Annotated in this window: 13 protein-coding genes and 1 tRNA gene; 7 read left to right on the top strand and 7 right to left on the bottom strand. The window is 41.6% G+C overall.

Going from position 1 to position 19,371, the window contains the following annotated elements:
* Nucleotides 1-196 precede the first annotated feature (196 nt).
* On the bottom strand, nt 197-808 hold the full coding sequence (locus H6H03_RS16000; protein ID WP_190956073.1) for a peroxiredoxin: 612 nt from the start codon (nt 806-808) through the stop codon (nt 197-199).
* A gap of 130 nt (nt 809-938) precedes the next feature.
* Here H6H03_RS16000 and H6H03_RS15995 point away from each other — a divergent pair, with 130 nt between their 5' ends.
* Nucleotides 939-3,242 carry an amylo-alpha-1,6-glucosidase gene (locus tag H6H03_RS15995; RefSeq protein ID WP_190956072.1) on the top strand — a complete coding sequence of 768 codons (2,304 nt, stop codon included), beginning with the start codon at nt 939-941 and terminating at the stop codon, nt 3,240-3,242.
* Nucleotides 3,243-3,377: 135 nt separating this feature from the next.
* A complete protein-coding gene (locus tag H6H03_RS15990; RefSeq protein ID WP_190956071.1) occupies nt 3,378-4,136 on the top strand; it encodes a carbonic anhydrase in 759 nt (252 codons plus the stop codon).
* Between the two features lie 212 nt (nt 4,137-4,348).
* On the opposite strand, the gene H6H03_RS15985 is transcribed toward H6H03_RS15990, so the two are convergent.
* The 5 genes from H6H03_RS15985 to modA form a co-directional block, all read right to left on the bottom strand.
* Nucleotides 4,349-4,422 (bottom strand) — tRNA-Met (locus H6H03_RS15985).
* Between the two features lie 361 nt (nt 4,423-4,783).
* Nucleotides 4,784-5,455 (bottom strand): DUF642 domain-containing protein, encoded by a 672-nt coding sequence (locus H6H03_RS15980; protein WP_190956070.1) that lies wholly within the window; start codon nt 5,453-5,455, stop codon nt 4,784-4,786.
* Between the two features lie 333 nt (nt 5,456-5,788).
* Complete coding sequence (locus tag H6H03_RS15975) at nt 5,789-6,430, bottom strand: PEP-CTERM sorting domain-containing protein (RefSeq protein WP_190956192.1); 642 nt, start codon at nt 6,428-6,430, stop codon at nt 5,789-5,791.
* 395 nt (nt 6,431-6,825) lie between these two features.
* Nucleotides 6,826-7,401, bottom strand: a complete 576-nt coding sequence (locus H6H03_RS15970) for a DUF642 domain-containing protein (protein ID WP_190956069.1) — start codon at nt 7,399-7,401, stop codon at nt 6,826-6,828.
* A 66-nt stretch (nt 7,402-7,467) separates the two neighbouring features.
* Nucleotides 7,468-8,385 carry a molybdate ABC transporter substrate-binding protein gene (gene modA, locus H6H03_RS15965; protein WP_199338956.1) on the bottom strand — a complete coding sequence of 306 codons (918 nt, stop codon included), beginning with the start codon at nt 8,383-8,385 and terminating at the stop codon, nt 7,468-7,470.
* An 832-nt stretch (nt 8,386-9,217) separates the two neighbouring features.
* Here modA and H6H03_RS15960 point away from each other — a divergent pair.
* The 5 genes from H6H03_RS15960 (at nt 9,218) to H6H03_RS15940 (ending at nt 19,220) form a co-directional block, all read left to right on the top strand.
* Nucleotides 9,218-10,651, top strand: a complete 1,434-nt coding sequence (locus H6H03_RS15960; protein WP_190956068.1) for a calcium-binding protein — start codon at nt 9,218-9,220, stop codon at nt 10,649-10,651.
* A gap of 881 nt (nt 10,652-11,532) precedes the next feature.
* On the top strand, nt 11,533-13,839 hold the full coding sequence (locus H6H03_RS15955; protein WP_190956067.1) for a beta strand repeat-containing protein: 2,307 nt from the start codon (nt 11,533-11,535) through the stop codon (nt 13,837-13,839).
* 190 nt (nt 13,840-14,029) lie between these two features.
* Nucleotides 14,030-15,715 carry a dihydroxy-acid dehydratase gene (gene ilvD, locus H6H03_RS15950; protein WP_190956066.1) on the top strand — a complete coding sequence of 562 codons (1,686 nt, stop codon included), beginning with the start codon at nt 14,030-14,032 and terminating at the stop codon, nt 15,713-15,715.
* Nucleotides 15,716-16,778: 1,063 nt separating this feature from the next.
* Nucleotides 16,779-18,281 (top strand): MOP flippase family protein, encoded by a 1,503-nt coding sequence (locus H6H03_RS15945; RefSeq protein ID WP_190956065.1) that lies wholly within the window; start codon nt 16,779-16,781, stop codon nt 18,279-18,281.
* A 702-nt stretch (nt 18,282-18,983) separates the two neighbouring features.
* Nucleotides 18,984-19,220, top strand: a complete 237-nt coding sequence (locus H6H03_RS15940) for a hypothetical protein (protein WP_242057858.1) — start codon at nt 18,984-18,986, stop codon at nt 19,218-19,220.
* Here the strand turns inward: H6H03_RS15940 and H6H03_RS39955 are convergent.
* Nucleotides 19,185-19,371, bottom strand: a 187-nt coding sequence (locus H6H03_RS39955; RefSeq protein WP_206757990.1) for a hypothetical protein, incomplete at its 5' end; no start/stop codon positions are given. The two genes, H6H03_RS15940 and H6H03_RS39955, sit on opposite strands and share 36 nt — an antisense overlap.

The raw sequence follows: 19,371 nt of genomic DNA, 5'->3' as shown, positions 1-19,371 counted from the left end.
TTAAAAAAATTTGGGCATGAAAAGAGGACACGGGGAAAAAATAGGCTATAAAAGACTTGTTGCACTGTACCTCCTTCTCTCCTTGTCTCCCTCATCTCTTTAGTCCTCAGTCCTTTTTCGACGACAAAACCACAGATAGATTCTTTGTTTATCTGTGGTTATTGTCGATCGCTGGATTAACTCCAGCATATCTAATCTAGACAGCAGAGAAGTAGACTTTGGACTTCACTGGGTCAGGAGTCATTGTTTTGTCACCAGGTTGCCAACCAGCTGGGCAAACTTCATCTGGGTGAGATTGAACGTACTGAATTGCTTGCAATGTTCGCAGGGTTTCATCAACGCTGCGACCAAAAGCTAAGTTGTTAATTGTGGCGTGCTGTATGATACCATCTTTGTCGATGATGAACAGACCACGCAAGGCTATGCCTGCTGCTGGGTCAAGCACGTTGTAAGCTGCACTAATCTCTTTCTTGATGTCGGAGACTAGAGGATAATTCAGGTCGCCAACACCACCAGACTTACGATCGGTTTGAATCCAAGCGAGGTGGGAGAATTCACTATCTACGGAAGCCCCAAGGATTTCCGTGTTAATTTTCTTGAATTCTTCGTAGCGATCGCTAAATGCTGTAATTTCAGTAGGACAAACAAACGTAAAGTCTAGGGGGTAGAAAAACAGGACGACATACTTACCACGATAATCGGAAAGTTTGATTGTCTTAAATTCCTGATCTACCACAGCTGTTGCTGTGAAATCGGGAGCTTGCTGACCAACGCGGAGGCTTCCTTCTGTTCCGTAAGTTAGAGACATTAACTTAATTCTCCTTTATCGGTTTACTAGCGTTGGAATTTGGGTCAGATAAAACTCACCCATCCACGCTTCACAGTTTGATTACGATCTGTTACGACTATATCATACTCATAACGATTTTGAGTAGCAAATGTCTGATTTAGATACAAGAGAATGGTTGCTTACCAATGGTCTAGGAAGTTTTGCCAGTGGTACAGTTTCTGATATCCGCACGCGTACTTATCACGGTTGGCTATTTGCCGCTAAAAATCCACCTTCTGAGCGAACTTTGCTGTTATCGCACCTCGAAGCTAGTTTGGAAGTATTAGGGGGGGTTATCGGGCTGGGGACAAATATTTGGGGTAACGTTCAGATAGAGCAAGGTGGCTATGAACTGTTGCGCTCTTTTGATATTAACCCAGTTCCAAAATGGATTTGGGGTGAAGATGACTGGCAATTAAGCAGACAATTAGTGATGCCCTATGGCTTGGTAGGGGCTGGGAAATGGGGAATAGGGAGTGGGGAGCAGGGGAGCAGGGAGCAGGGGAGAATATTTAACAACCAATACCCAATGCCCAATGCCCAATACCTAATGCCCAATACCCAATGCCCAATGCCCAATGCCCCTATCCAATTTTGCGATCGCATTTTAATCCAGTATCGCTACGAGGGAAGCAAACAAGCGATTTTACGGCTACGACTGCTTATAGCAGAACGTGACTTTCACCAACAACAGACTTTTAACTCAGAATTACAGTTCTCGCAACTGCTTGGAGAACAGCAAGTCTGCCTGCAAGCAAGAAAATCTGAGCATTTTGGTATACCTTGGCACTTGCGCTGGACGAAAGGAAACTATCAACCCGATGCAGTTTGGTATTGGAATTATCGATTCTCTGAGGAGACAAAACGGGGATTAGGCGATAAAGAAGATCTGCACAGCCCTGGTTACTTGACAGTTACACTCCAACCAGGAGATACAGTGACTCTGGAGGCACGATTAGGTTTTCCCAACCCACTGCTAGGCGTTCTCACCCCCGAAACCTTTGCAGAAGCAGTGGAAGCAGAACAAGAAAGGCTCTCTCAGATTTTTGGATGGAATAGGGCATGGGGCACTTGTACTGAGCTTAGCCGAAGTATGGGACATGGGGCATTGGAAATTGGAGATGAGGGAGACGAGGGGACACGGAGATACGGGGACACGGAGAATAACCAATGCCCAATGACGGCAGTTGCTCCACTTGGTGAAACCCCAAGATCGCACTGCCTCCCCAATGCCCCATGCCCCATGCCCCATGCCCCATCCCCAATTATCCAACAACTACTTAAAGCCAGCGATCGGTTTATCGCCTATCGAGCCTCAATAGCTGGCCCGACAGTGATTGCTGGTTATCATTGGTTTAATGACTGGGCACGGGATACATTAATTGCCTTACCGGGATTGACCCTAGTTCCGCAGCGCTTTGAATTAGCAAAAGAACTATTGCGAGCTTTTGGGCATTACTGTCGCCACGGTTTGATTCCTAATGCCTTTCCCGAAGCCGATAGAGAAGCATTTTATAACAGTATTGATGCGCCGCTTTGGTGGATTGAAACTTTAGGACTTTATTTGGAAGCTACACAAGACTGGCAATTTTTGGCAGAGCAGTTTTCTGTAGTCCAGCAAATTCATAAAGCCTTTATTGGTGGCACACGCTATAATATCCAGGCTGATGCTACCGATGGATTAATTGGTTGGGATGCCCGTGGTGTAGCCTTGACTTGGATGGATGTGGTAATTGGGGCAACTCCTGTTACTCCTCGTCGTGGTAAGCCAGTGGAAATCAATGCGCTGTGGTATTCTGCTTTATGTTGGTTAAGCCAGTGGGCAGAACACTTGAGCCAGCTTGAGTTTGGCGAACCAGTCCGTCTCGGTAAACAAGCACAGCGTTATGCCCAGCAAGCACAACAGGTAAAAAATTCCCTGCAAAAATTTTGGAATCCTCAGCTAGGTTATCTTTACGATACTATTGAGCCGGACGATCGCCGAAATTTTCAAATTCGTCCCAATGCTGTTTTGGCGTTGTCACTGCACCATTGTGGATTTTCCCCACAGCAAGGGTGTCAGATATTAGATTTGGCAACTACCAGCTTGCTGACTCCCTATGGTCTTCGCAGTCTCGACCCAGGAGACCCGGAATACAAAGGGAAATATGAGGGCAACCAAGAGCAACGCGATCGCGCTTATCATCAAGGTAGTGTTTGGCCTTGGTTGATTGGCGCATATATTCGTGCTTGGCAACGTTTTTATCCACAACAAACCCTGCCTTTTGATTGGCAACCTCTGATAGATCACTTTTTATTTGCCGCTTGTATCGGTTCTATTTCTGAGATTTTTGATGGCGATCCACCTCATACACCCAGAGGAGCGATCGCTCAAGCTTGGTCAGTTGCCGAAGTTATTCGCCATATTAAATAATGCCGAGTAGTGTTGGCATTGGGCGCAAAAGGCAACTTTAAGCCATACCGCTGCTTACCGAAAAGGTTGGGTTAAGTGGGTAGCGTACTGTTCCTAGAAACAAGGATAATTTCTAAAAATGAGAGGAAAAGTTTTATGGTTGCGATAAATGGATTGAGGAGTCGGCGGCAACTTTTAAAGTTAATGGGAGTTGGCGGAGTTGGTATTGCTGCTAGTTGTGCAGGTAGCGTATTTGGGAATGCTCAGTCAGCGCAAGCTGCGGTTGCATCAGCAGATAAGCCTGTTGGTTCTCCATTGAAAAGGCTGATGGAAGGGAATAGCCGATTTATGGAGGAAAAGTTTCAGAATCCCAATCGTTCGCTTTCGCGTTTGAAAGAAGTTGCAGAAAAGCAACAGCCGTTTGCTGCCGTGCTGAGTTGTGCCGATTCGCGTGTACCAGCAGAGATTATCTTTGACCAGGGAATTGGAGATATATTTGACGTTCGCATCGCTGGAAATATCGCCACTCCTGAGGCGATCGCTAGTCTTGAATATGCCGCCGTAAAATTAGATGTTCCTCTAATTATGGTGCTTGGTCATGAAAGATGTGGCGCAGTCAAAGCAGCGTTAGCAGGGGAACCACTCCCTGGACAAATTAGCACTTTGGTTAAGGCGATCGAACCAGCGCTCAAGAACAATAGCTATTTGAGCGATCTAAATTCAAGTGCTTTAGTCAATAAGGCAGTTGAAGAAAATATTAGATATCAAATTGAAAAGCTACAAAAAGAGTCGAAAGTTCTGGCTGACCTCGTACAGAAAGGCAAACTGAAAATTCGCGGGGGATGGTACGATTTGGATACAGGAGAAGTATGTCTTGTACGCGACAGAATGCTTCCTAGTTGTATTCATTACTAAAGTCTATATGTGAATGCCAATAACATAAGCACAAATATTTAAGGTATAAGGCTTATGGGGGTAGGGGTGTAAGATAAATAATGAATAATTAAGTCAAAATATTTAACAGATAACGTTCTTCCCCTAAACCCCCACGCCGTAAGAATTTCACCTTTTCTTACTGACATTCAACCTGGTATCTTTGTACTACGATTCTTTAGATTGTTTTAAAATGGCTCAGGTCGGATTTGAACCAACGACCCCAGGCTTATGAGTCCCGTGCTCTAACCAACTGAGCTACTGAGCCATACTTTTTAGTCATTTACGAATATAACATACAAATTCCCTCATGCCTAGCGTCTTTTGCAATTAGTTTTTCTGCTTTGAAAATACGAACTGCGGATTGGACACTTGAAAGAAAATATTCCGAGTGGTTATTGTGCGATTTATGACATGAGCGTCTAGCTCAAAAATAAGGGGTGGGATAGGGGTTTAGCATTGCACCAACCCCCTCATACATTCACATCCCAAACCTTAATATGTTATCTTTATTGACTTACCACTCCGTACAGACTCACGTCTCTACTTACTTTCCAGCCCAAATTACTATCTTTGATTGCAACTTAGGCGTAAGTCCTCAATTAGTTAGAGAGTTTATCAGGTGGTAGTCAGAGCGATCGCTTTTTCTTCAGCCGAATTCCTAGCAATCCTGCAACTGCTATTTCTCCAATAGTTGATGACTCAGGTACTGGTATTACACTGATATCATCTAAGTAGAGAAATGCGTATCTATCCACATTGCCAAACTTTAACTCTGTAGATGATGAGTCTGCTGTGAAATTAAACTTATATGGAGTGTATGGTTGGAAAGAAATATTTTTTTGATCGAAAATCTTGTTTCCACCTACAAATGCCTGAAATTGATTATCAAGGTCAGGTGCTTCAGATATAGATGCTAAATAGTAACTAAGTTCGTATTTTTGACCAGGTTGTGTAGAAAGCGTCTGTGATATGTAGCTCAGGTTTAAAAAACCACCAAGTGATAAACCCTGATTACCACTGTGAGGAAAATTGCTAATTCTAGTTCCAGATGTATCGAACGGATCGCCAGTTTTAGTCCATCCTATAATATTAGGATTTGTAACGTTGGGATTATCAGGATCTACAAGAGAGTCGAGTTCAAATCCTCCGTTAAAAACAAGGCTTCTAGGATCTAAAATATAGTTGGGATCGTATTGTGCTTGCGCTATTGGAATATAAGTACCAGTAATCACAGCAGTACTGGCTAAGGTTGTGGTAAAACTAAAAATAGTAATTGAGATTTTTTTAATTAGCTTCATGAAAATTGACTCCAAATTATTCCAAATTTCGACAATATTCCAAACAAATTGATAATTACATCTCTGCTGAATTGAAGTAATCTCAATAAAACGGAACAGTTTCTTCTTGCTGATAATAGTTAGCTAGACTTTAGTTACATTAAATTTGTAAATTTCAACTTTGTTTAGCTATCAAAAAATTAAGGTTATTTCTGCCTTGAAAAGTTGGAGTTGAGATTCCTTAGCGCTCCAACTTTTCACTACAACAGGCTGTTCAGTGGCGGACATTTTTTATTTAAATTATGTAGCCATCGCTTGATTTTTTGACAAAATTGGCAAAAAAGCCTATTTTTTCTAGCTGATTGCCTTCTTTTTTTTCAGCCACATTCCTATGCACACAGCAACTGCTACACCTCCAATAGTTGATGGTTCAGGCACAGATTTTACACTCACATCATCTAAGTAGAAAAATGCCTGTCTATCGACAGACCCAAACTTTAACTCTGTAGATGATGAGTCTGCTGTGAAATTGAACTTATATGACGTGTAGTCTTGGAAAGAAATATTTGTTTGATCGAAAATCTTATTTCCACCTACAAATGCCTGAAATTGATTATCAAGGTCAGATGGATCGGCTGTAGATGCTAAATAATAACTAAGTTCGTATTGCTGACCAGGTTGTGTAGAAAGCGTTTGTGATATGTAGCTGAGGTCTACAAATCCACCAAGCGATAAACCTTGATTACCAGTTTTAGGAAAATTACTCATTTTAATCAATGTTGTATCTATCGGATCGCCAAACTTAGCCCAGTCTGTAATATTAGGATTTGTAGTGTTGGGATTGTTAGGATCTACGAGAGAGTCGAGTTCAAATCCTCCGTTTTTAACAAGTTCTACTGCTTGTGCTGCATTATAAGTATTGGCGATCGCAGCAGTGCTAATTAAGGTAGTAGTAACACTAAAAGCAATAATTGAGAGTTGTTTCGTTAACTTCATTAAATTTGACTCCAAACAATTCTAAATTACAACAGTTAAAACAAGTTGATAGTTACATTTATGCTGGCTCTAAGTAGTGTCGATCAAATTAAAAAAATCATCCAATTTTATAAGAACTAGAGACACTAAGATTGACTGAAATTAGCCCAACTACCCTATAAACCACTTGCGTTCAAGCGTCTTGATAGACAAGAATGATCGCCAAAAATATTAACTGAACTGTATTAATTTATAGGTGAGTTTGCACTTCAGTCTAATTATTGGTATGGAGGCATTATCGACACTATGGAGCCAGACATCAGTTAGACTACAAAGAGAATCGAGATTGGCTTGTCAGTTGTGGTTTATTCATCTCAAACGTCTATTTTTGTATTTTCAGAATTTTATTGTTGATGTTAAGGTAGAGCTTGAACACTCACATCATCTAAATACAAAAATGCAAACTGGGCTTTGGAACCAAACTTTATCTCTGTTAATGCTCCTTTCGCTTTGAAATATAGCGTGTATTGCGTGTAGTCTTGAAAAGCAACATCCTTTTTAACATCAACTTTCTTTCCATCTATCAAAACCTGAAATTTATTATTCAGGTCAGGTGCTTCCTCTGTTGATGCTAAATAGTAAGTAAGCTTGTAGTATTGATTCTTCACTGTAGGGATAGTCTGTGATATGTAGCTAACGTCTTGAAACCCACCAAGCGATAAACCTTGGTTACCAGTTTTAGGAAAGTTGCTAATTTTAATAATTGATGTATCCAATACATCGCCAGACTTGATCCATCCTGTAATAGCAGGATTTGAAGTGGTGGCATCATTAGGATCTACGAGAGGATCGCTTTCAAATCCCCCGTTGATAATCAGATCTTGTCCTTCTGCTTGTGCGGTTGATTTATAAGTATTGGTAATCACAGCAGTATGAAGGAAGGCAGCGGTAAAACTACAAACAAGAATTGAGAGTTTTTTAGTGAACTTCACAAGACATAACTCCAAATAGTTCAAAATTGACGGCAACGAGTACTTAATTGATTTACCTTGTGGTAATTAAGGCAACTTAAATTGATAACTTTTGAAGATATTCTTGGCGTTAGTACCACTTAAGTAAGCAGAAAAACTCTGTGCTGTTGGTAGAACTGTAGTTCTGGTGAGTATACCCAGCGGATATACAATCGCATCGCTTTCTGTTGCGCCAGCAGTTTGTACGACTTTTACTTTGTTAGAAATGAAAGCATCAGTTGTGTAAACAAAACCTGCGTCAATAGTTCTATTTACACCTCCAACTGCAAGAGTTTTATTTTCAACAGCAGTTAAGACATTACGCACATTACTTGCACGGTATAATTTAGGACTAACAGTATTAAAAATACCTCGGCTAACAAGAACTTGTCTGGCGTATTCTCCCGCTGGCACAACTGGAGGAGTACCTGTGTAGTCACCTATAGCAATGCCAGTAACGTTGGCGTTGGTCAAACCATTGATGCTAGTCAGACCAGCACTACCAACACTAATCGGAGGTGTCGTAGGAGTAATCAAAACTAGGCTATTTTTGACAACGTTTTTACGGCTACCTGCCACTATTTTGCTTGGGCTTGAATTCTGCAAGACATCCAGTTGTTCGGTGGCGGCTGAAATAAAAATATCTGCTGGTGCTCCTCCTTGTATTTGGCTGAGCAAGGTACCAGAAGCACCGAATGTATAATTAATGGTTACACCTGGGTTAGCATTTTGGTACTGAGTCTTAATAGCATTCAGCGCGTTCGTTAAGCTGACAGCCGCATACACATTAAGTGTGGTTACAGATTTTGCTGGCGATAAATTAACAAACTGCCAGCCTATTACCAGCATCATGCTGGTAAATGCCATAGCAATCCAAGAGATAAGTCTTCTTCTGTTCATGAAAGTTATAGTTTGAGATGAAATCCCATCACTCGGATACAGCGATACCCGGAAACAAATAACCATTCAGAATCGCCTCAAGCGTTTCTGACGATGGAAATTAATGACTTTCCAGTAGGTTTACGTAAACAGAGAGTAAAAGGGATAGAATGATGAAATTGTACCAGTAAAGTAGGTATATACCAAAATATTTGGTAGATATTCCATGACATTGAACTATGATTTCGTAGTTATCTCAGGTCATTCGCACCAAGATAAACAAGTGATTTATATTGATTTGCAAGCTTTATAGCCTATTTTATCTAGGCATAGACCGGTAGCAAATTCAATACCAACTACTTTACTTTAATGTTTAGGTTGGTAATCTAATGAACGTTAGTAATTGAACAAGAACAATAATTGTGGTTTCAAGGTAACAGCGATCGTTGTTTAGCTGGCGATCGCCTAACACACTAGAATTGAGTCAAAAGCAGATTCAAGGTTTATTTGGTGGATTGCCCATACACCAATAAACCGAAAAACTTTTCTAATACTGGCTTTTTCTCCCATCATTAGAAATAGTACCCTCAGGGGTACTTTCATTATTTGTTGCTCTGACATAAAGTAAAACCATCTCAAAAGCGTATACAGTTGGGCACAAAAAAAGCTGCTTTTTCCTTTGTAGCCTGGTCGTATAACCAGTGAGGAAATAGAAAAATAACACGAAATGCTGGCACAGCTTTTGATGCCAACATTATTGATATTTGCAGTGCTTCCCAAATCTTCAGACATGATTGCGATCGCATATTCCAATCATGCTTGATGCAACTGTTTTTTCATTTCTCTACCTCATTTCCCCATCAGGAAGTAGTGAGGTAGTATCTTAACCTGACAAATTAAATTAAGGATAAACCTAATTATGGCAACTGTTAACGGTACTAATTTCAATGACAATCTCGTTGGTGTATTTGATTTTCCTTTTTTGTTCCTTGATTTTGGTGATGTCATCAACGGATTTAATGGTAACGACCGTCTCACAGGTCTTGGTACCAACGATACCCTCAATGGAGGCAATGGTAACGACACCCTCGATGGGGGTGGGGGCGCTGACAGAATGGACGGTGGCGACAATAATGACCTTTACATCGTAAACAACACTGGCGATATTGCTACCGAAGTATTTGGTGATGCTTTGGGTGGTATAGACACCGTACAGGCTTCAGTCAGCTACACCTTGAGCGCTAACCTGGAAAACCTAACTTTAACAGGGTCTGGATCGATTAACGGCACAGGTAATGCTAAAGGCAACGTCATCAATGGAAACAGTGGCAATAATAGCCTCTCTGGGTTAGGTGGTAACGATACTATCTTTGGTGGAAATGGTAACGACACCCTAAATGGAGGCACAGGTGCTGACAGACTAGACGGTGGCGATAACAATGACCTCTACATCGTAGACAATGTTGGAGATATTGCTACAGAAGTATTTGGTGATGCTTTGGGCGGTATAGACACCGTGCAGGCTTCAGTGAGCTACACCTTGAGCGCTAACCTAGAAAACCTAACTTTAACAGGGTCTGGATCGATTAACGGCACAGGCAACTTCCGGGGCAATGTAATCAACGGTAATAGTGCTGGTAATAGCCTCTCTGGTTTGGATGGTAACGATACTATTAATGGTGGTGGTGGTGCTGACTCAACCAATGGAGGCAACGGCAACGATCGCATTATTGATAGCGACTTTGTAAACTTCGATTTCCATAATGGTGGAGCTGGTGTTGACACAATCGATTATTCAGGTGTCGATTTCAGTTCCGCAGTCGTCATTAACTTAGCAACAGGCTTGACCACCGTTAATGTTGGTGGTGGTAATAGTGAAACCATCCTCAACTTCGAGAATGTTGAGGGTAGCCAAGGTGGTGAAACGATTATTGGCTCCTCCGGCAACAACGTTCTCGATGGTAATGGCGGCAACGATACTATCAGAGGTGGTGCTGGAAGGGACACTCTCATCGGCGGATTGGGTAACGATGTTTTCGATTTCGACTTCCTTTCAGACAGTCAACCTGGTGTACTGCGCGATGTCATCAGTGGCTTTGTTGGTAACGGTTCTGGAACAGGCGATCGAATCGATTTATCTACCATTGACGCTAATCCATTTTTAGCAGGCAACCAAGCCTTCAGTTTCATTGGCTCTGGAGCATTCACGACAGTCGGTCAACTTCGTTATTCAGGAGGCATTCTTCGAGCTAATACCGATTTTGATGCTGCTGCTGAATTTGAAATTCAGATTGCAGGATCGCCAGGACTATTTGTAGCGGCAGGAAATTCTGGAAGCGACATTATCCTTTAATAAAGTAGAGATAATTGAATAGTTGGGGGGAGAGGTAACCTTGCCTCTTCCTTTTTATTTAGGACTTACGCAAAAAATCTCTGAAACTCTTATTTCTTTGTGTCCTTTGCGTCCTTTGCGGTTCGTTTTTTCATGATTTTGCGTACGTCCTGTTATTTCTATAGTGCTATTTGTTAGTTTTCTATCATAGCTAAAAAAAGTACCCTTAGGGGTACTATTATTACCTTTTTATTTTGATATAAAGTAAAAACATTCCCAAACAACCACAGTTGAGACGAAAGAATCTCCTTGTTCCTTAGAAAACTAGTCTTACACTAGCAAAGACATGAGGGCACAAGGATATAGCATCACTCATAAGATAATTTTTGGCGTTGCTGATTGAAGTATAAATTTGCTTCACCGTAGGATGAGGCAAATCATTCATGCAGCCTCTGTCTTAACAGGTTTCTATCATTAGCAAGTCCTCAAGTGTTTGGGGGCTGCCGTTAGCAACTGTATGTAATGTCCTTTTTAGTTTCCATCAAAGAATGACTGCCTTCGTCAAGGCTCAAGCAGTCCTCAAGTGTTTGGGGGCTGTGGTTAGCAACTGTGTTTAATATCCTTTTTAGTTTCTATCAAAGAATGACTGCCTTCGTTAAGGCTCAAACAATTCTTGTTTACTGATATCGAAAAGGGTAATTTATGCTTTCGATTCAGCAAGCCAAATTTTTGATGCCAGCACCGTTGATATGTGCAGTAGTTCTCGAATGGTCGGACTTGAGTGCGATCGCCTATTCCAACTATGTCTGATTCAACTTTTTTTTGATTTCTCCACCTCATTTCGCGATCGGGAAGTAGTGGGATAGTTCTTTACCTAACAAATTCAAGGATAAACGTAGATTATGGCAACTATTAACGGTACTAATTTCAATGACAATCTCGTCGGTGTATTTGATTTTCCTTTTTTTAATATTGATTTTGCTGATGTCATCAACGGATTTGACGGTAACGACAGTCTCACAGGTCTTGGTACTAACGACACTCTCAATGGAGGCAATGGCAACGACACCGTAGATGGCGGCGCGGGTGCTGACATAATGGACGGTGGCGACAATGATGACCTCTACATCGTAGACAACGTTGGGGATGTAGCCAGCGAAATATTTGGTGATGCTTTAGGTGGTGTAGACACTGTACAGTCTTCAGTCACCTACACCTTAAGCGATAACCTAGAAAACCTAACTTTAACAGGGTTTGCAGCAATTAGCGGCACAGGCAACTTCCGCAACAACGTTATCAACGGCAACAGTGCTAATAATAGCCTCTTTGGGTTGGATGGTAACGATACTATTAACGGTGGATTGGGCAACGACTTTTTAGATGGCGGCACAGGTGCTGACATAATGGACGGTGGTGACAATGATGACATCTACATCGTAGATAACATTTTCGATGTTGCTAGCGAAGTATTTGGTGATGCTTTAGGTGGTGTAGACACTGTACAGTCTTCAGTCAGCTACACCTTAAGTGCTAACCTGGAAAACCTAAATTTGACAGGGTTTGAAGCAATTAACGGTACAGGCAACTTCCGCAACAACGTTATCAACGGCAACAGTGGCAATAATTTCCTCTCTGGGTTGGATGGTAACGATACTATCTTTGGTGGGAATGGCAACGATACTGTCGATGGAGGCACAGGTGCTGACAGTTTAGACGGTGGTGACAATGATGACCTCTACATTGTAGACAACGTTGGGGATGTAGCTACCGAATTCTTTGGTGATGCTTTAGGCGGTGTAGACACTGTACAGTCTTCAGTCACCTACACCTTAAGTGCTAACCTGGAGAACCTAACTTTGACGGGGTTTGCAGCAATTAACGGTACAGGCAACTTACGGGATAACGTCATCAACGGCAACAGTGGCAATAATAGACTCTCTGGGTTGGCTGGTAACGATACTATCTTTGGTGGTAATGGCAACGATACTGTCGATGGGGGCACAGGTGCTGACAGACTAGACGGTGGCGACAACGATGACCTCTACATCGTAGACAACGTTGGGGATGTAGCCAGCGAAATATTTGGTGATGCTTTGGGCGGTGTAGACACTGTACAGTCTTCAGTCAGCTACACCTTGAGTGCTAACTTAGAGAACTTGACTTTGACAGGGTTTGGAGTAATTAACGGTACAGGCAACACTCGCAACAACGTCATCAATGGCAACGGTGGGAATAATGTACTTTCTGGGTTAGATGGTAACGATACTATTAATGGTGGTGCTGGCAACGACACCCTCAATGGAGGCAATGGTAACGACAGCCTTGATGGTGGTGCTGGCAACGATAGCCTCAATGGTGGTGCTGGCACTGATACATTCAAAGGCAGTGCTGGTAATGACAATATTAATGGTGGAGATGGTATTGATACCGCAGACTACAGTCAACTAGGTCAAATCACCTTGTCAGGTGTTGGAACCGTTCAAAAAGCTGGGGGATTTGGGCAAGACCAACTCTTTAAAGTCGAAAAAGTTGTTGCGAATGCGAGTGCTGCCAATAATACTATAGATGCATCCGCATCTTTGGCTGGGGTATTTATTAACGTTAACTTGCAAACTCAAAGTTTATCTGCTAATAACGTTCCTGGTTTGGGAGTATTGTCATTTACTGCGGTTAACTTTGATAATGTCATCGGTACAAATGCAAATGACAGCATTACTGGCGATACCCAAAATAACCAGTTATCCGGTGGGAATGGCAACGATAACATTAACGGTGGTGCTGGCAACGATACCCTCAGAGGCGATGGTGGCAACGATAACATTAACGGTGGTGCTGGCAACGATCGCATCACTGGTGGTAATGGAACTGATGTTCTGACTGGAGGAACAGGTAACGATGTTTTCAATTACGACTCAGTTTCAGAAAGTCTACCTGGTCTGTTGCGCGATGTCATCAATGACTTCGTTGGCAACGGTGTTGGATTAGGGGATCAACTCGATTTATCTGACATTGACGCTAACCCATTTTTAGCAGGCAACCAAGCCTTCACTTTCGGCGGTGCATTCGGAGTCGGTAGTCTCCGTTATGCTGGCGGCATTCTTCAAGGTAACCTCGATCTCGATGCTTCTGCTGAATTTGAAATTCGGCTTGTAGGAGCGCCAGCACTATTTGTAGCGGCAGGAAATCCTGGAAGCGACATTATCCTTTAATTAAATCAGGATAATTGAATAGTCGGGGGGAGAGGTGAACCTCTCCCTTTTTTTATCTTCATTCGCTGGTTAGTGGGCATTTTTTTGATGAAACATCAAGAATTACTCAAGGTCGATCGCGCCCCCCAACCATGAGAAAATCAGGTGATACAATCGCGACAGTTGCGATGATGGCACGAAAGGAAAAAAGATGTCGGATAATTTGAGAAGCCAAATTGTCACCAAAGGGGTGCAGCGATCGCCTAATCGAGCTATGCTGCGTGCAGTTGGTTTTAAAGATGAGGATTTCAACAAAGCCATTGTGGGCATTGCCAATGGTTATAGTACAATCACTCCCTGTAACATGGGAATCAATACACTCGCACAACGGGCAGAAGTTGGGATTAAAACTGCTGGGGCGATGCCGCAATTGTTCGGGACGATTACCATTAGCGATGGGATTTCAATGGGAACTGAAGGGATGAAATATTCCCTAGTGTCACGGGAAGTTATTGCTGATTCCATTGAAACCGCCTGCACTGGACAAAGTATGGATGGCGTACTGGCGATTGGTGGTTGTGATAAAAATATGCCAGGAGCAATGCTGGCCATGGCGCGGATGAATATTCCGGCTATCTTTGTTTATGGTGGCACCATCAAACCCGGTCACTACAATGGACGCGATTTAACTGTTGTCAGTTCTTTTGAAGCTGTTGGTCAATACAGTGCTGGGAAAATTGACGAAAAGGAATTATTAGAAGTTGAAAGTCGGGCTTGTCCTGGCGCTGGTTCCTGTGGTGGAATGTACACAGCTAATACCATGTCTTCTGCTTTCGAGGCGTTGGGTATGAGTTTACCCTATTCCTCCACAATGGCGGCCGAAGATGCCGAAAAAGCTGACAGTACAGAAAAATCAGCATTTGTTTTAGTCGAAGCCATCAAGAAACAAATCTTACCCCGACAAATTATTACCCGCAAATCTATAGAGAACGCTATTTCTGTAATTATGGCGGTGGGTGGTTCCACAAATGCAGTGTTGCATTTCTTGGCGATCGCTCGTGCCGCAGAGGTAGAGTTAACTATAGACGACTTTGAAACGATCCGCGGCCGCGTCCCCGTTTTGTGCGATTTAAAACCAAGTGGTAAATATGTAGCTACAGACTTGCACAAAGCTGGAGGCATTCCCCAAGTAATGAAAATGCTACTTGTGCATGATTTACTGCATCCAGACTGCATTACGATCTCTGGACAAACTATTGCAGAGATATTAGCAGACATCCCAGAAGAACCGTCTGCCAACCAAGATGTAATTCGTCCTTGGAATAATCCGATGTATGCCCAAGGGCATCTCGCTATTCTCAGAGGGAATCTGGCAACAGAAGGAGCTGTAGCTAAAATTACCGGGGTGAAAAAACCAGTAATCACCGGCCCTGCACGGGTATTTGAATCGGAAGAAGCTTCCTTAGATGCGATTTTGGCGGGTAAGATTCAACCAGGGGATATTTTAGTTATCCGCTACGAAGGGCCTAAAGGTGGCCCTGGAATGCGGGAAATGTTAGCTCCTACCTCAGCAATTATTGGTGCTGGCTTGGGTGATGCCGTGGGATTAATTACTGATGGGCGATTTTCAGGCGGTACTTACGGGATGGTAGTCGGTCACGTTGCACCAGAAGCAGCAGTTGGAGGAGCGATCGCTCTTGTAGAAGAAGGCGATAGCATTACTATTGATGCACCAGCTCGTTTATTGCAGTTAAATATCTCTGATGAAGAATTAGCTCGTCGCCGTGCTAATTGGCAACCTCCTGCACCACGTTACACTAAAGGCGTGTTGGCGAAATATGCCAAGTTGGTATCTTCTAGCAGTGTTGGCGCAGTGACGGATTTAGATTTATTTTGAAGTGGAGATTTGGCAGTAATAAACTAAAAAACATCTAAACTGCATAATCAGATTAAATCAAATCCTTGTAGGGTGGGTCAAAAAGCCCGCCCTAATTATGCAATTTAAATGTACGATAGTATATCATATCAGGTTGAATAGTTATATCAGATTTGCTTACATTATTGATAATTTAAACTTCTTCCAATGTTCGCTTGAGGAAGGAAACCCAAGGGACGCAAATTGATTCTTACTCCTTAATTCAACCGTATTGGAATATAGCTGAACTCAGAGTTTTTAAAACTGACAAATTCAGAACTCTAAGCCACTATAGGACTCATATTTGATTTTTGAAAAAATTAGTACGCTTGTGCTTGGAGTGTTGCCTGTTCCCTTCCTATGCAAATAATTTTAAAAATTTTAACCAGATTTTTATACAATTTAAAGCTTTGATAAATTTTTTGATTTTTAAGGTTGACTTATAAGGATATAAGCGACTTGCAAATCGCAAAATATCCCATTGGTTTTAGGGCATAGGATCGGGTAATAGAGGCAAAATAAGTCGTTTTGATATCAAAAATAGGATCGTTTATTTTTTGTAATTTCATGAGTATCATACTTTAGTTCGTAAGCACTTATGCGTTAGGATAGCTACAGCATCAGTAATATACTGAAATTAGCTGAGTAAAAAATCACTTTATGTTATATATTTAATTTTGTACTTTATTGATGATAGTTTGATAGCCTGTCAAATTTGGAGTTTCTGATTTGGGTCAGGAAAAATTAGCTGATTAAATCCACACTCATAATAGGGTGTTGTTAGGAACCATGTCTTTTAAGGCACTTGTCAAGAAGAATGCCCAGGCACATCGAGAATATTATTGTTCATCAAGCATATTTTTGGTACTTTCGCCCCAAGGTGGAAGCAATGTTTGGGTATTTTTTGATGTGATTTCTTTAACAAGTCTCGTGTGGAAGGATTTAGTTCATTGAAGTAAGAGTTTTTTGCTCGAAAAAATCACAACCATACTTGTGGCTATATGAGTACAAGCAAAAGGAATTAATTTTTTTAGAGACTTAACCAATGGAACCACCTAAAGAATCATCCAATTTTCGACAGAAGGCATTAAAAGGTGTATTTTGGTCTGCAATTCAGAATTGGGGACGCCAAGCGATCGCCTTTATTGTTTTTGCGCTGCTTGCCCGTCTGCTTGGGCCTGAGACCTTTGGTTTAGTTGCTTCAGCTAGTATATTCCTGGCATTCGTAACTATTTTTCTCGACCAAGGATTTTCTGTAGCGATCATTCAACGTAAGGAACTAGAACCAGAACATCTCGATACAGCTTTTTGGACTAACTTTGGTATCGGCTTGGTGATGACAGTTCTCAGTATTGCAGCTGCTGGATTGTTTGCCGATTTCTTCTTGTCTAAGCCGGAGTTCAAGCCGCAGTTAACGTCAATTATTCGCTGGTTGTCTCTCAGTTTTGTAATTATTTCCTTGAGTAGTACTCAGGAAGCAATTTTTCAACGCAACCTCGATTTCAAACCCTTAGCAATACGCGAACTGATAGCGGTATGCTTTGGTGGCGTAGTTGGCGTCACAATGGCCTTCATGGGCTTTGGTGTTTGGAGTCTAGTTAGTCAGCAGTTAGTAAATAGTTTGGTTAAGGTTTTAGTTCTCTGGTCGGCTAGCAATTGGCGACCAAGATTAAAGTTTTCTCAAAAGCATTTTCGAGAATTATTTTCCTTCGGTATTAATGTAGTTGGAACCCAAATACTCAACTTTGTTAATCGCAGATCTGATGACTTACTGATTGGTTATTTTTTAGGCCCAGTTGCTTTGGGTTATTACTCCGTCGCTTACCGTTTGCTCTTAATCATTACCCAGTTGTTAACTGGTGTAATCAATCAGGTAGCTATGCCTGCATTTTCTAGGTTACAGCAAGAACCTGAAAAGTTGAGAAGTGGTTTCTACAAAGTAACCCAACTTACTAGCCTGATTTCTTTTCCAGCATTTTTGGGTATGGCAGCATTAGCACCCGAATTAGTAAGAGTGTTATTCGGACAACAATGGTTGCCAAGTATTCCAGTGATGCAAATACTCGCTTTTATTGGAATTGTTCATTCAGTTGCCTACTTCCACAGTACTGTAATCACAGCTATGGGTAAACCGGCTTGGAAGCTAAGGCTAAACTTTATGCACTCCATAGCAAATGTTATCGGTTTTGCAATTGCTGTACACTGGGGAATTGTTGCTGTTGCAGCAGTTTATGTGATTCGTAGTTACTTGCTGACACCTGTAGATCTATGGTTCATTCGTAAACTAATTGGTATTAAATTGACTGTTTATCTACGGCAGTACATAATTCCATTAACTGGAGTGCTGGGTATGACAGGTGTGATTTTTGTCTTTAGGGAATTGTTAAGAAATCTCGTAAATATACAAACATTATTAGCTGTTTGCATATTCTTGGGTGGTCTGACATATATAGTCTTAATTATATCTCTGGCGCCACACATAGTACAACAAATACTTGATATTATTCGCCCATCAATATCTAAAAAATTGGGACAGAGTAAAAGATAATTAAAAATGATGGCATTGCTAAATCATCCTTTGATTCGGCAATGCCGATTTGAACTTCTAGAATTATATTGAGTGCGCCACAATCTTTGTTAAGAGGCTGTCATTAATTTGGCATTTGTAAACTGCCAAGAAAATTTAATTTGCACATCTTTTTGTGTTGACTGTTGAGTGTTAACCGTCAGCGGTCAATACCATGAACAATTGTGCAATTTAAAAGGCTAATACCTTACTATATCCTAATTCTGAGATTTAATATAGAAGTCCGATTTGAGTTATGAAAAAATCTAAGTATTTGTAGGGTGTCTTATGGCGTAGCCTAACGCACCTAAATCGTTAACTGGTGCCGTACCCTCAGGCTAACGCAACGCCAGTCCGCTCAAGTCGGGAAACCCGCCCATGCGGCTGGCTCCCCTACGTGTATTTCTCCAAATCAAATATGAGTCCTATATACAGCGGATTGCAGTTGATAAAGTACAGGTTATCGTAGATCTCACTTAGGATGGCAATGCGGCTCACCCCTGTTTTGTCTCAAGCCAAAACTTATTCTAAGAGTTTGGGGGGAGGGGATTAAAGGGTGGGGTAAAACGGTAATGACAGGTGTGTGCCCCTAGCCATGTACGTAATTTACCTAAAAAATGCTGTATTTATAAATAAAGCAGATTGCAAATTGTTGTTTAAATAACTTTTGTAATAACTTAACCCATGAAAAATAATCAAATTCCTCCTGGAAGCTTTGGTTTACCTGTATTAGGTGAAACACTTTCCTTTTTTTTTGACCGCGATTTTAGCAAAAAGCGTTATTACCAGTATGGCCCTATCTTCAAAACTTATCTTCTTGGCAGGCCAACTGTGGTGATGGTAGGCCCAGAGGCATTAGAGTTTGTTTTGTCAAGCCATCAGGACTTACGCAACTGGCACAGAGCGATCGCCGATATATAGTACATGAGTATTAGTTGAATCTGATTCCGAAAGCCTTGTATTCGTAATAGAAGCAGGTGTATTGGAGGCAAAGCATGAAAGATTCATGAGAAAATAGGTAGAGGTTGTATTAGATAAATGTTGCTTACGGTAATGAAATTTACTAAGCTTG

Origin of the sequence: Nostoc paludosum FACHB-159 (assembly GCF_014698835.1) — a bacterium.
Classification (GTDB): Bacteria; Cyanobacteriota; Cyanobacteriia; order Cyanobacteriales; family Nostocaceae; genus Nostoc; species Nostoc paludosum.
This window is presented reverse-complemented; position numbering and strand designations above follow the sequence as displayed.